The organism is Treponema maltophilum ATCC 51939, from assembly GCF_000413055.1.
GTDB classification, from domain to species: domain Bacteria; phylum Spirochaetota; class Spirochaetia; order Treponematales; family Treponemataceae; genus Treponema_C; species Treponema_C maltophilum.
The window spans coordinates 1,911,499-1,924,195 of record NZ_KE332518.1 but is presented as its reverse complement, the minus strand read 5'-3'; the positions used below and the strand labels follow the sequence as shown (position 1 = coordinate 1,924,195).

14 protein-coding genes are annotated in these 12,697 nt (G+C 45.9%); 13 read left to right on the top strand and 1 reads right to left on the bottom strand.

The window, feature by feature from the left end:
* The first annotated feature begins 451 nt into the window (after positions 1-451).
* From HMPREF9194_RS08805 to hisF, 10 genes are all read left to right on the top strand, one after another.
* A complete protein-coding gene (locus HMPREF9194_RS08805; protein ID WP_002668096.1) occupies positions 452-937 on the top strand; it encodes a hypothetical protein in 486 nt (161 codons plus the stop codon).
* 153 nt (positions 938-1,090) lie between these two features.
* Positions 1,091-1,435, top strand: coding sequence for an alpha/beta fold hydrolase (locus HMPREF9194_RS08800; RefSeq protein ID WP_245540737.1), 345 nt, complete (start codon positions 1,091-1,093; stop codon positions 1,433-1,435).
* Positions 1,436-1,834: 399 nt separating this feature from the next.
* Positions 1,835-2,443: an MptD family putative ECF transporter S component gene (locus HMPREF9194_RS08795; protein ID WP_016526022.1), complete on the top strand. Its 609-nt coding sequence runs from the start codon at positions 1,835-1,837 to the stop codon at positions 2,441-2,443.
* Positions 2,444-3,151 carry an energy-coupling factor transporter transmembrane component T gene (locus HMPREF9194_RS08790; RefSeq protein WP_040846292.1) on the top strand — a complete coding sequence of 236 codons (708 nt, stop codon included), beginning with the start codon at positions 2,444-2,446 and terminating at the stop codon, positions 3,149-3,151.
* A 52-nt stretch (positions 3,152-3,203) separates the two neighbouring features.
* Positions 3,204-3,398 carry a type II toxin-antitoxin system VapB family antitoxin gene (locus HMPREF9194_RS08785; RefSeq protein WP_016526020.1) on the top strand — a complete coding sequence of 65 codons (195 nt, stop codon included), beginning with the start codon at positions 3,204-3,206 and terminating at the stop codon, positions 3,396-3,398.
* 1 nt (position 3,399) lies between these two features.
* Positions 3,400-3,783 carry a PIN domain-containing protein gene (locus HMPREF9194_RS08780; RefSeq protein WP_016526019.1) on the top strand — a complete coding sequence of 128 codons (384 nt, stop codon included), beginning with the start codon at positions 3,400-3,402 and terminating at the stop codon, positions 3,781-3,783.
* A 5-nt stretch (positions 3,784-3,788) separates the two neighbouring features.
* On the top strand, positions 3,789-5,453 hold the full coding sequence (locus HMPREF9194_RS08775; RefSeq protein ID WP_016526018.1) for an ABC transporter ATP-binding protein: 1,665 nt from the start codon (positions 3,789-3,791) through the stop codon (positions 5,451-5,453).
* Between the two features lie 185 nt (positions 5,454-5,638).
* Positions 5,639-6,466 carry an EFR1 family ferrodoxin gene (locus HMPREF9194_RS08770; protein ID WP_156828019.1) on the top strand — a complete coding sequence of 276 codons (828 nt, stop codon included), beginning with the start codon at positions 5,639-5,641 and terminating at the stop codon, positions 6,464-6,466.
* Positions 6,467-6,655: 189 nt separating this feature from the next.
* Positions 6,656-7,309, top strand: a complete 654-nt coding sequence (gene hisH / locus HMPREF9194_RS08765) for an imidazole glycerol phosphate synthase subunit HisH (protein ID WP_016526016.1) — start codon at positions 6,656-6,658, stop codon at positions 7,307-7,309.
* Positions 7,310-7,318: 9 nt separating this feature from the next.
* Entirely contained in the window at positions 7,319-8,095 is a 777-nt protein-coding gene (hisF, locus tag HMPREF9194_RS08760) for an imidazole glycerol phosphate synthase subunit HisF (RefSeq protein ID WP_016526015.1), read from the top strand.
* A gap of 93 nt (positions 8,096-8,188) precedes the next feature.
* Here the strand turns inward: hisF and HMPREF9194_RS08755 are convergent, their stop codons facing one another.
* A complete protein-coding gene (locus HMPREF9194_RS08755) occupies positions 8,189-9,571 on the bottom strand; it encodes a putative bifunctional diguanylate cyclase/phosphodiesterase (RefSeq protein WP_016526014.1) in 1,383 nt (460 codons plus the stop codon).
* 273 nt (positions 9,572-9,844) lie between these two features.
* Here HMPREF9194_RS08755 and HMPREF9194_RS11950 point away from each other — a divergent pair, with 273 nt between their 5' ends.
* The 3 genes from HMPREF9194_RS11950 to sppA all read left to right on the top strand — a co-directional run bounded on the left by HMPREF9194_RS11950 (position 9,845) and on the right by sppA (position 12,612).
* On the top strand, positions 9,845-10,552 hold the full coding sequence (locus HMPREF9194_RS11950) for a CYTH domain-containing protein (RefSeq protein ID WP_016526013.1): 708 nt from the start codon (positions 9,845-9,847) through the stop codon (positions 10,550-10,552).
* A gap of 264 nt (positions 10,553-10,816) precedes the next feature.
* Positions 10,817-11,539: a DUF975 family protein gene (locus tag HMPREF9194_RS08745; RefSeq protein WP_016526012.1), complete on the top strand. Its 723-nt coding sequence runs from the start codon at positions 10,817-10,819 to the stop codon at positions 11,537-11,539.
* The gene (gene sppA / locus HMPREF9194_RS08740) at positions 11,539-12,612 is read left to right on the top strand and encodes a signal peptide peptidase SppA (RefSeq protein ID WP_016526011.1); all 1,074 of its coding nucleotides are present in this window, start codon (positions 11,539-11,541) and stop codon (positions 12,610-12,612) included. Before HMPREF9194_RS08745 ends, sppA begins: the two co-directional genes overlap by 1 nt.
* Positions 12,613-12,697: the final 85 nt, after the last annotated feature.

The window sequence follows — 12,697 nt, the reverse complement described above, 5'->3', positions numbered from 1 at the left end:
GCCGCCGGTTTTCCCCGCCAACTATGGCGGAATGGCGTTTCCGGCGTCCATGCCGGAACGGATAAAAGGCTTATTTTGGGGAGAGAGTACGGGCAGGATGTCCTCACGGGGAAAAGTACGGCGAGTTTTCGAAAGCATAACGGCTTTGTAAAAACGTCGATAACATACAGCTTTCCCGGCGTCCTGCCGGAACAATAGCTGTAAGTCGGGATTTTTAAGGAATTGCAAGCAAGGCGTAGCAATTCTGAGCCCTTAAGCGTAATTATGAACTGTATTTGTGGATAGGCTGGAGCCCTGATAACTGATGCATTCATAGCATAATGATATGGACAGGACATTTATTGAGCCCTGTCCTTCTTATATGTTGTATCACTTTTTAAACAGTGCTATAATAAAGAAAATTTGAAGTTTCATTAGGATACTTATACGCTACAGAAGGAGTTGGATAAGGATGATACTTTTTATAGAGATTATAATTGGAATTATTTTATTTACGATTTTGATAGTCCCCAGGGTGTTGAAAGACCCATTAAGTGCCATTGGTGATTACCCGCCACAAATACGTAGACGTTGCGTGGAATTAGGTCTTGTAGAAGACAGAAAGAAGCGTTTTTCTAAGAAGGAAATGCTGAGAAAATGTCTTTGCATGATAGTGTTGCCTGTAGTTTTTGCTCTCATTATGTATAAAATCAACGGTACAACTTCTTTTGTGAGTGGTTTTCTTCAGTCGTATATTATTTGGCTGGCGATTACATGGTACGATGCCTTTATTTTGGACTGTGTTTGGTTTTGCCATTCTAAGAAAGTGCGTATTCAGGGGACAGAGGATATGTCAGAATATAAGGATTATCTGTTTCATATTAAGCAATCCTGCATTGGTTCCGCACTTGGACTTCCGGTGTGTCTGATAGTTGGTTTGTGTGTATCTTTATTTTAATTTGAATTTTATGGAGGTGATAATATGACGTTTGCAGAAGAACTTAAATCGTTTCAGAACACTCATCCGTTTTCTAAAATGAAAGTGGATGACATAGAGGTAAAATACCTGATATGTTGAAATTCGGAAAGCAAAATAAATTTGGTGTATCTTGTGGGTGGAACCGGCTGTAGCATTGTCTGGTTCAATCATCTGAAACAAATGGAGAAGGACTATCAAATTCTTACCTTTGATTATCCAATGGAAATTAACAACATTGAAGAACTTGCGGATTTTGTCATAAAGTTTGTTGGGCAGTTGAAAATTGAAAATCCTATTTTTATAGGAGCATCTCTTGGTGGATTTCTTGCACAGCTTATCATGAGAAAATATAAAAGTACTGATGTAGCCTATGCACTTTATTCAACTTCAGCTTTGTCGGTCTCTGCAATTGATGGCTTGAAAAAACAGTATAAATCTTATGGATTTATGCTTAAACTTATGAAAATTGTTCCCTAACAATCTGTGTCATCGATGAGGGCAGGGTTGCCGAAACGGGAACGCATGCCGAGCTGCTCAAGCGCAAAGGTCTTTATGCCGGTATGTGGGAGAACTTCAAAAAAGGCATCGAGTGGAAGGTTTAAAAATCGGACATCCTAAGTCCGATTTTTAACTCGAGTTTGCTCCGCAAACTCGGGCACGTATGGCGTTTCCGGCGTCCATGCCGGAACGTGCGGGGCAAATACCTCGCCCGCCGCCGGTTTTCCCCGCCAACTATGGCGGAATGGCATTTCCGGCGTCCATGCCGGAACGGATAAAAGGCTTATTTTGGGGAGAGAGAGGGTTAAAGGGAGAGGGAGGAAACCCTGCCCTGAACGGGGTTGCTTCCCTCTCCCTTATAAGAAAAGGAGTATTTTTATGGAACAAACACAATTACAGTCCGGCGGAAAGAACCGCCTTGTGTTAAAGGATTTGGTTAATATCGGTATTTTCTCCGTTATTTATTTTGCCGGACTTTTCATCGTCGGCATGCCGTTCGGCTTTTTAGTAGTAACGTATTTGTTTTTCCCCTTTGCAGTGAGCGTTGTTTTAGGAATTGCGGTAATGTTTTTGCTTGCGAAAGTACAAAAACCGTTCGGTCTATTCATCTTTGCGGCCCTTCCCGGCTGCCTTATGACACTGATGGGACACACGCCGGTGGTTGCAATCCACTCGCTCATTGTTGCCGCCCTTGCCGAACTTGTGCGTAAACTCTTCGGCTATAAAACCGTAAAAGGAAGCATCGTAGGCTATGCGATTATGTCCTTGTGGCTGTGCGGAGCTTTTTGGCAGATTTATATATTCACCGATCAATATCGTGCCCTGACCGAAAAAATGATGGGCGCCGCATACGCGGAGCAGCTTGTCAGCCTTCCGATATGGATTATGCCGCTTCTCTATGTTACCGCTTTTGCCGGCGGCATCCTCGGCGGCCTTTTAGGTAAAAAAATCCTTAAAAAGCATTTTGTAAAAGCGGGGCTGGTGTAATTGGAACAACAGGCAAGGCTCGTTCTTGATCCGAGAACCAAATTTTTTCTTGTGCTGTGCATGGGGTTTTCGATTACGGCTTTCGTTCCTATGTATGTTGAACTTGTCAATATGCTGCTGTTTGCCTGTTTGTTTGTTTTCAACGGACAGGCAAAAACGGCGGTAAAGCTGACGGCCTTTTTTCTTGTGCTTGCCGCTCTTTCATATATTCCGCAAGGGACGGGAGTTTTCAGCACGGTGGTATTGCCGGTGTCATTTATGGCGCGCCGTTTTATGTTGCCGATTGTCGCCGGCAAATACCTTATAGATTCCACGCCGGTCGGACTTTTGATGAGCGCGCTCGAAAAACTGAAAGTGCCGCAAAGTTTGGTCATCACGCTTTCGGTGATGTTCCGCTTTTTCCCGACGCTCGGCGAAGAATACCGCTGCATAAAAAATGCGATGAAAATGCGCGGCATCGGCTTAAACGCACTGAACGTCGTTTTGCACCCGCTTGCAACGCTCGAATACGTGATGGTGCCGCTCTTATCGTCGGCTTCGCGCATCGGCGATGAGCTTGCGGCTGCGGGACACACCAAGGGCGTCGATTCGCCGGGCAAAAAAATCCGCTACAAAAACGCCCGCTTCGGTCTTGCCGACATCTTTGTGTCGCTGTACATTATCGCCGGCTTTTGCGCGGTAATCGGCTCGCGGCTGCATGCGTGGTAAATATTGATTATGCATATAATGCAATGTTATAATATGCATACGGAGGATATTTATGAGAACGACGCTGGATTTGTCGGATACTCTGCTCGAAGAAGCGATGGCACTGACAAAAATTACGACAAAAACGGAGGTTATCACACACGCACTTGAAAATTTGATACAAAAAGAGAAACTGCAACAGTTGGAAAGCTATTATGGAAAGGTCGATATGGATATCGATTTGGATACATTGAGAAAAAGGACGTAAGATGGTACTGGTCGACACTTCCGTTTGGATAGAATATTTTAAAGGCTCTGCACGCTCAGTCGTGCTCAAAAAATTGATACATAACAACACGCTTTGTATCAATAATCTTGTGCTTGCCGAATTGCTTCCGTCAATTAATCTGAAAAAAGAGTATAAATTAAAACAGCTCTTGCTTGCGATTAAACGAATAGAACTCGAAATAGACTGGAACGAAATTATCGATATGCAGACGCAGAACATAACGAACGGTATAAACAAGGTCGGCATTCCCGATTTAATCATTGCACAAAATGCCATTAACAATAATCTTTTGTTGTTTTCATTTGATAAACATTTCAGTCTCATGCGCGATTTATTCGGTCTTAACCTCTTTGCAGGAGAATAGCCGATATGGTCATGCACGAATACGGAAAACGTATGATCGACGCTTCGCCTGCGGCCGAAATAGAAAATATCATCTTCAACTATGCGGCACAAAATGACGCTGCGGCGATAAACGACGTGTCCTTTCAGGTGCGCAAAGGCGAATGTCTGTTGCTTACCGGACTTTCGGGCTGCGGCAAAACGAGCATTTTACGCCTCTTGAACGGTTTAATCCCGCGCTATTACGAAGGCGCTCTTTCAGGCAGCGTGCTTATCGGCCGCGAAAACATCGCGAATTTGCCCATTTATGAAGTGTCGAAAAAGGCCGCGACGGTGTTTCAAAATCCCAAATCGCAGTTTTTCAATTTGGATACCACCTCAGAAATACTCTTTTTTCTTGAAAACACGGGAACGCCGATCGACCTTATGCGCGAGCGCCTTGGAGAAATCGCATCGTTTTTGCATATCGGGCACTTGCTCGACCGCAATATTTTCAACCTTTCGGGCGGCGAAAAACAAATGATTGCGATCGCATCAGCTCTTGCCTCCGATACCGACATTATTTTGTTCGATGAGCCGACTTCCAATTTGGATGTGTTTTATATCGAAAAGATTGCTCAGGTTTTGCGCAAACTGAAGGCGGCGGGAAAGACGATTATTATCAGCGAGCACCGCCTGTATTTTCTTAAAGACATTATCGACCGCGCGCTTATTCTTAAAGACGGAAAAATTGCGCATTCGCTTTCGGCTGCCGAGTTTGCCGGCTTAACCGAAAAAAAACGCAAAGAATTTTTGCTGCGCCCGGTTACGCTCGACGGCCGCGTTTTTGCGCGGGAGCTTCCGTCTGCCGGTAATGCAGAGTCCGCCGGTGTTTACGATCGAGCCGATTCAGGCGGCAAATCGTCTGCCGGTGATAGTGTTGCGCAATCCGTACAAGGGGCACAAATGCTGCATATCGAACGGCTTTTTTACCGTTTTCCGAAAGAAAAAAATCCTGTCGTCGCGGTCGAAAACCTTTCGCTTGGGTTCGGCAATATAACCGCCCTTGTCGGAAAAAGCGGGCAGGGCAAAAGTACCTTTGTGCATTGCCTTGCAGGTCTTACAAAGCCGAACAAAGAAGCGGTGTATATCGGTGAAAGAAAACTGTCCGCAGCAAAGCGTCTTGCCCTTTCTTATCTTGTAATGCAGGACGTCGGCTATCAGCTTTTTACCGAAAGCGTTGCCGACGAAATAGCGCTCGGGAAAAACAAACACAACCGCGCGCTTGATACCGACCGTGTTCTTTCGGCTTTAAATCTTACACAATTAAAAGAGCGTCATCCGTTGAGCCTTTCGGGCGGTCAAAAACAGCGTGTGTCTATCGGCGCTGCCGTTGCCTCGGGAGCGCAGCTTCTCATCTTCGATGAACCGACCAGCGGTATGGATTATTTCCACATGAAAGAAACAGCTTCGCTCATTAAATCCGTACGTGCTCCCGACCGGCTGATTCTTATCATCAGCCACGACTTTGAATTTTTAAGCCTTGTTGCCGACGAACTGCTTTTAATGGAAAACGGAAAAATCGTTTCGCAAACCGCCTTTACCGCAGCGCAGGTGGAAAAGGTGTTTGAACAGCTGCGAACGGATGCAGGGAGGAATAGCTCCGCACAGTACGGAGGCATAATGGTAGGCAGTCTACCATTACAATGGTAGGAGGTCTACCACGGTAATGGTAGCCGCCGCCCCATTATAATGATAGCCGGTCCCCCATTATAATGGGGAACCGCGCCCCTGCATAAGGGGGGATCAAACAATGGGCAAGGCCTGCTCTGGCGCAAAACGCGCACATTCTCTGCAATGACTGAAAGTTTTATGCCGATGTGTTATAATCGCCTGCAATGAATATGCCTGCGGATAAAATTAAACTTGCCGTTATTTATTTCTCACCTACGGGAACAACGAAAAAAGTCATTGATTATATTGTTAAAGGAATTGACGGGGACATAATATGTTCTACGGATTTGACTAAACGGAACAATAGAGAAAAAACACAAGATGTAAGTTTTGTAGATGCGGATTTGATAATCGTGGGCGCTCCGACATACGGAGGTTTTTTATATAAGGAATTCAGAAACTGCCTAAAGCATTTGGATTTTCAAGGAAAATGTATAATTGCAATCATACTATACGGTAATGCATCACCGATGTTTGCTGCCGGAGAAATGATATCTATAATACAAAAGGGTAACGGAAAGCTGCTCGGGTACGGTGAATTTGTCGGGGAGCATTCATATTCCGGTAAAGATATTCCGGTTGCGAAAGGCAGACCCGATAATGATGATTTACAAACAGCGGTACTATTCGGAAAGACTGTAAAAAACAGATTATTACATACGGAAACACGGCATCTTTATAATAGGGCACCTGTGTTTGATAAAATTATAAGTTTTGTCGCGGATAATAAACCGATACATACCGGAAAAAGAATATTTACTGTTCCGTATACGGATAACGAAAAATGTATTCACTGTTCCGAATGTGTAAAAGTATGTCCTAAAAGTTGTATACGTGCGGATATGACAACCGATAAAAATGAATGTATAGTGTGCATGGCATGTGTTAAAATATGCCCGACGAGGGCAAGAGAAGCCTATCCTAAAAATATACTAGTCAAACCAGGTTTACATATTATAAATAAAAGAAAGCATAAATCCCGTTTTTTCTGATCGAAGCGGCCGGTGGAAAAATCGTCGCATGCGGCATACCCGAAGAAATCGTGCGAATCGGATAAGCTTCACCGGCACCTATCTTGTGCAGGTTTTGAACTAAAAGCATCTTTTACTTACGGCTTTTCCGGGTATGGGAATTTCCGCCCGGACAATTGACACGGCGTGCGCTGCAAAGTACAATGCGCTATGATTGGAATCGTCGATTATAAAGCCGGCAACATACAAAGCGTGCGGCACGCGCTGGATTTTTTGCGCATCGAATACGTGATTTCGGATACGCCGAAAAATCTTGAAAATGCTTCGTGCCTTATGTTTCCCGGTGTCGGAAACGCGGCCTATGCAATGGAACGCGTCAAAAAAGCGGGTTTCGATTCTTTTTTAAAAGAACGCGCCGCGCAGGGAATTCCGCTTTTGGGCATTTGCTTAGGTGCGCAAATTCTGTTCGATTACTCGGAAGAAGACGATACGCCCTGCCTCGGTTTGCTCAAGGGAAAAGTCAGGCTGTTCAAAAGTATAAAAGATTTTCCCGCAAACTTGAAAATCCCCCACATGGGCTGGAATGACATTGGCTACACAAAAAATACCGCGGCGCTGTTTAAGGGAATCCCCGAGCACGGCGATTTTTATTTTGTGCATTCGTATCTTATCTGCCCCGAGAACGAAGTAATTGTTTCGGCCTATACCGATTACGGCATACGCGTTCCCGCCGCCGTGCATCAAAACAATATTTACGCCTGTCAGTTCCACCCCGAAAAATCGGGCATGCAGGGACTGCGTATACTGCGGAATTTTGCGGCGCTGCATGCGCACAGCGTACACAGTGCGCAAAACACCGATTAAGGAAAACCTATGCTGAAAAAAAGAATAATCGTATGCCTTGACGTAAAAGACGGGCGCACGACAAAGGGCGTACGCTTTAAAGACAACGCCGACATCGGCGACCCGGTGGAAATGGCCGCCGAATACAGCCGGCAGGGCGCCGACGAATTGGTGTTCTACGACATTATGGCATCCGCGCGGGGAACCGGCGCAGACTTGAATTTGATACGCGAAACGGCAAAGCGGCTTTTTATACCCTTTTGCGTCGGCGGCGGTATTGCAACCGAAGACGATATACGCGCCGCTATTTTAGCCGGCGCCGAAAAGGTAAGCTTAAACTCGCAGGCGGTAAAAAATCCCGCGCTTATCGGCAAGGGCGCCCGCATTTTCGGCAACCAGTGCATCGTATTGGGCATGGACGCCGCCCGCGATTCGTCGATGCCGTCGGGCTACCGCGTATTCATCAACGGGGGAAGAACCGCCACGGAATTGGATGCGCGCGAATGGGCGCTGCAAGCGGTAAACCTAGGCGCAGGCGAAATCGTATTGAATTCGATTGACGCGGACGGCACAAAGGCGGGGTATGAGATTCCGCTTACGCGCCTTATCGCCGAAGCGGTTGAAGTTCCCGTTATCGCTTCAGGCGGCGGCGGCAACCCCGAACACATTGCGCAAGCGCTCACGGAAGGAAAGGCCGACGCCGCCCTGGTTGCCGGTATCGTACACGCAAAACTGTACACGGTAGAACAAATCAAAAAAGAACTTGCGGCAAAGGGCATTCCCGTGCGGCAGGAAAAAACCGCATAAAAAGCAGGTAAAAAGTGCCCCCTGTTTCCGCACGATTTTTGCCGCGAGGCTGAAAGGTTTTGCCGTGAACCCGCGTTCTTCGGCGCACATTTTTTACGATGCCGAAACCTCGGATGCGGAACGCTTGGGGCGTTTTGCGGCAAAAATATCGAATTCTTTTTTCGATATGGGCTTCGAAAAATAATAGCCCTGACCGTTTTCGCATCCTAAAGAAAGCAAATGCGCCGCCTGCTCTTCGGTTTCTATGCCTTCGGCAATAACCGAAAGTTCCAAAGCTTTCGCAAGCTTTATAATAAAGGCCAAAATAATATCTTTGCCTCGCCCTTTTTTGTAATTGCGTACAAAACCTATATCCAGTTTCAGCGTATCGATGGGAATTTCATTCAGCATATTCAGCGAAGAATACGCGGTTCCGAAATCGTCCATTTCGATATGCAGTCCCGCATCCTTTAAGCGCTGCACGGCTTCGGCAATGTGCTTGGCGTCTTCGGCATAGGCGTTTTCGGTTATTTCCAAATGCAGGTAATGTGCCGGTATATTGTAGCGTGCCAGCAGTTCTTTAAATTTGTCGGGAAGGGCGGGGTTGCGCAAATCGCAGCGCGACACGTTCACCGAAACGGGAACCGCACAATTTCCTTTGTCCAGCCACGAGCGGATATATGCGCAGGCGGAAGTCCATACGTATTCGTCAAAGCGCGAAATAAAGCCGTTTTTTTCAAAAACGGGAATAAATTCGCTCGGCGGTACAACGCCTTCTTCGGGATGATTCCACCGCGTAAGCGCTTCCGCGCCGACAAGTTCACCGGTTTTTAAATCGCACTTGGGCTGCAAAACGACTTCAAACTGTTTTTCGTTCAATGCCGCATGCATTTGATTGGTGATGCGCTGATTTTTCATAACGGCTTCGCTCAGCTTTTTGTCATACAACACAAAGCAGGGACCGGTCGTCCTTTCCTTACATTTTTTTGCGGCCAAAATCGCCTTCGAATAGATATCTTCGAGCGCCATATCGTTATGTTCGATAACATAAATGCCGACCGAAATGCTCAATTCGTAATCGGAACGGTAGCCGCTGATAAATTCCTCGACGGCGCGCTGGAGCATCGCATTGAACACATCGATATGCCCCGCAAGCTGGCAGCACATGCCGAAAACGTCGCCTTCTATGCGTCCGATAATGTACGTTTGAAAAATAAGTGCAAACTGCTTGATTTTAAACGCAAGATACTGCAGCAGTTTATCGCCTTCTTTCAAACCGAAAAACGAATTTATAAGTTGAAAGCGGTTAATATCGAAGCGTAAAAACACGAATTTTTTTTTGGAATTTTTGTCGAGCAATTCTCTCGTTTCTTCAAAAAAACGTTGCCGCGAATATAAATCGGTGAGCGGATCGCGCTCCTTTTCTTTCAGAATTTTTTCGTAAGCGGCGAGTTTACGTTTTAACAGCGTATTTTCAACGGTAACATCGACACTCATTTACAAGTACTCCTCATAATACACTCCAAAAAGCGCAGACCCTCCCGGTTATTAAAGAATAAAATATACTGACTATGCGCCTGCTTCGAATAAAAAATCGGCAAAACAACTTCATTAAATTCACTTTCAGTTTATCTCTAAAGCCTCATTTTTTCAAGTAAATATCGGCCCAAAATGGCGTAAAATATCATAAAATGGAGAGAAAAAGCGAAATATCTCCAATCCGTGGGTGTTTTGTATACCGAAAAATGTTTTTTTGCTATACTGTTACCGATGTACGAAATCGAATTAAAAGCGCACGTCTATAATCGGGATGAACTTATCCCCAAGCTGAATGCGGATGCCCGCTATCTGGGGACGGCCGAAAAAAACGATACCTATTGGCGGCTAACCGCCTTCGTGCGGGATGCTGCAATCGACGCAAACGGCAAAGCCGGAACGATGCGGCCGGATAAAAAAACGGCATCCCCCGAAGGCGACGCCGGAAGAACCTGTCCCGTCGAAAAAATGCCGGCGGAAAAAAACGCGGGAAATTCCCTTACCGTACGCATCAGAACCGAATGCACGGAAACGGCGGCAAAAGAAAAAACGTGCCGACATCTTGTTACGTATAAGCAAAAGCGCCGCATCTGCAAAGAAAATCCCGCTCTCGAAGTAAACGACGAAAAAGAGTTTGCCGTGTCCGACCGCGCGGAGTTTGAGCGATTTTTGCACAAAGCGGGCTTTGAAGCCGTTTACGAAAAGCACAAAAAAAGCATGCAGTGGGAAAAAGGCGATGCGCTCATCGAACTGTGTACGGTGGAACCCTTGGGCGACTTTTTGGAAATGGAAATCCTTGCCGAAACGGCCGACGAAAACCGCATAAAAAAGACGCGCCTTGCGCTCGAAAAGCTTTTAAAAAAATACGGAATTCCACTTGAACAGATTGAACCTATGTATTACAGTGAATTACTTAAAGCTAAAAAGTTTTTCGAAAGCTGACGCTTTCTGCAAAACTTTTTATAGGAGTGGCGATAAAAAGTGCCGGCATAAACAGATGTACTTCCTTGTACATCTGTTTATAGCGAATTTTGGCAAAGCCAAAATATCGCTTCTGTATGATTTAGCCGCCATCCTTGGCGGTTTCCGAGTTTACGTTGTAAACTCGTTTATTTATTGCGCTTTCTCAACTCTCGTTTGCGAAAGCGCTGCTAAAAAGTTTTTCGGAAGCTGACGCTTTCTGCAAAACTTTTTATAGGAGTGGATATGTTTGATCGACAGGAGTTTAAGCGGCTGGCAAAAGCGCAGCTGAAAGGGCATTGGACAACCCCCGTTTTAATAACGCTGGTTACGGGAATAGTGTTGAGTATAGTTATCATTCCGATGGCACTATATTATTCCGCTTATGAAGAAGTTTACAATTATCAACAAGCTTATGAAAACATTGAAAACGCATCGCTTATTCCGTTGATTATTTTTCCGATTGTAATACTTGGCATAGGCGTTTTTGTGATTGCCGAAGCAAAATACTACCTCGTTTTTACCGCGCGGCAAGGCAACGCGCCTTTTTCCGTTTTTTTGGAAAGCTTTAACCTGTGGTGGCGCGGATTCAGAGCGTGCCTGTGGTATAGTTTGTGGACGTATTTGTGGTCGCTCCTTTTTGTTATTCCCGGAATCGTAAAAGCGCTGGCCTACTCGCAAACCTTTTTTATCGTCGCCGAAAATCCGCATATTTCGGTACGAAAAGCGATGCGCTTAAGCATTGCGATGACCAAGGGCTATAAGGGCGATTTATTCGTGCTCGGTTTAAGTTTTATAGGCTGGGCACTTTTAAGCACACTGACCTTATACATCGGCTATTTGTGGCTCACGCCCTACATTAACGTGACGCAGGTAAACGCATATCGCTTCCTCAAACAAAGCGCATTCGACCGCGGTGTTCTTAAACCCGAAGATTTCGGTACCTCCGGTTTTATCGGGAACGTATAATGACCGATTTATATCCGCAAAAGCGAAAAAACGGCTTAACGAAAAAAGCGAAAACCGGCTTAATTGTTTTGTGCTTTGTGATCCTCGCCGCAATAGCCGGTGCGGTAATTCAAATTGCCGCATTGGGAAACGCCGGAAGTTTTATTACGCCCATACCGCTTAAGCACGGCGGCCGGCTTTTTTTGCCGGAAAAAATACGGCAAAGCGCTTTGCATTTTTCTTCTTTTTCGTTCGATAAATACATTGCGGTTTTGCACGTTGAAGGCGTTATCGAAGACTCGGGCGAAACGTACAATCAAAATTGGATTTTGGATACGATCGACGAACTCGGCCGCGACCGAAAAAACCGCGGGATTTTGCTGTACATCGATTCTCCCGGCGGCGGCGTGTATCAATCCGACGAAGTCTACCTCGCTTTGGAAGACTATAAGCACAGCACCGGCAACAAGGTATGGGCGTACATGGGGCCTTTGGCGGCTTCCGGCGGCTACTACATAGCTTGCGCGGCGGACGTCATCTATGCGAACCGCAACACGCTCACCGGTTCAATCGGCGTTATAAGCGCCACGTCGGTCGATTTAACCGAACTTATGAAAAAATACGGCATAAAAATGACGACCGTAACCGCCGGCAAAAATAAAAACATGCTGAACATAGACAGTCCGATGACCGAAGAACACCGGGCGATTATGCAGGGCATTGCCGACGAAGCCTATGATCAATTTACCGATATCGTATCGCAAAGCCGCAACATGAAAATCGAAAAGGTGCGCGCGCTTGCCGACGGCCGTATTTATACCGCGGCGCAGGCCGAAGCGAACGGTTTAATCGACTATGTCGACACGTACGAAAATGCCGTCGACAACATGCTCGATGCGGTTGAAGGAAACGAAGACGTGTCGGTAAAGCATTTTCGGTTTGAACGCAAAAAAACCGTTTCGGACTATCTGTACCGGGGCGCATCGTTTTTTGCAAAAAAGAGTGCCATCGAAGCGGAACTTGCCGATTCGGTAAAGCGCGTTTCGGGCATTCCGGAAGATCTGCCGTTGCCGGCATATTATTATCACCGATAATCGATTATCAGGATAATCGGCAAAACGGCAATCAATAAGATGAATATTGAATGCGAATGAATGCGTAAAAAGTGCGGAGAAAAAG

Bases quoted from the DNA above. Each gene is read 5' to 3' on its own strand.
- HMPREF9194_RS08775 (WP_016526018.1), top strand. From the start codon at position 3,789: ATGGTCATGCACGAATACGGAAAACGTATGATCGACGCTTCGCCTGCG.
- HMPREF9194_RS08780 (WP_016526019.1), top strand. From the start codon at position 3,400: ATGGTACTGGTCGACACTTCCGTTTGGATAGAATATTTTAAAGGCTCT.
- HMPREF9194_RS11950 (WP_016526013.1), top strand. From the start codon at position 9,845: ATGTACGAAATCGAATTAAAAGCGCACGTCTATAATCGGGATGAACTT.
- HMPREF9194_RS08805 (WP_002668096.1), top strand. From the start codon at position 452: ATGATACTTTTTATAGAGATTATAATTGGAATTATTTTATTTACGATT.
- sppA (WP_016526011.1), top strand. From the start codon at position 11,539: ATGACCGATTTATATCCGCAAAAGCGAAAAAACGGCTTAACGAAAAAA.
- HMPREF9194_RS08785 (WP_016526020.1), top strand. From the start codon at position 3,204: ATGAGAACGACGCTGGATTTGTCGGATACTCTGCTCGAAGAAGCGATG.
- HMPREF9194_RS08770 (WP_156828019.1), top strand. From the start codon at position 5,639: ATGAATATGCCTGCGGATAAAATTAAACTTGCCGTTATTTATTTCTCA.
- hisH (WP_016526016.1), top strand. From the start codon at position 6,656: ATGATTGGAATCGTCGATTATAAAGCCGGCAACATACAAAGCGTGCGG.
- HMPREF9194_RS08745 (WP_016526012.1), top strand. From the start codon at position 10,817: ATGTTTGATCGACAGGAGTTTAAGCGGCTGGCAAAAGCGCAGCTGAAA.
- HMPREF9194_RS08795 (WP_016526022.1), top strand. From the start codon at position 1,835: ATGGAACAAACACAATTACAGTCCGGCGGAAAGAACCGCCTTGTGTTA.
- hisF (WP_016526015.1), top strand. From the start codon at position 7,319: ATGCTGAAAAAAAGAATAATCGTATGCCTTGACGTAAAAGACGGGCGC.
- HMPREF9194_RS08755 (WP_016526014.1), bottom strand. From the start codon at position 9,571: ATGAGTGTCGATGTTACCGTTGAAAATACGCTGTTAAAACGTAAACTC.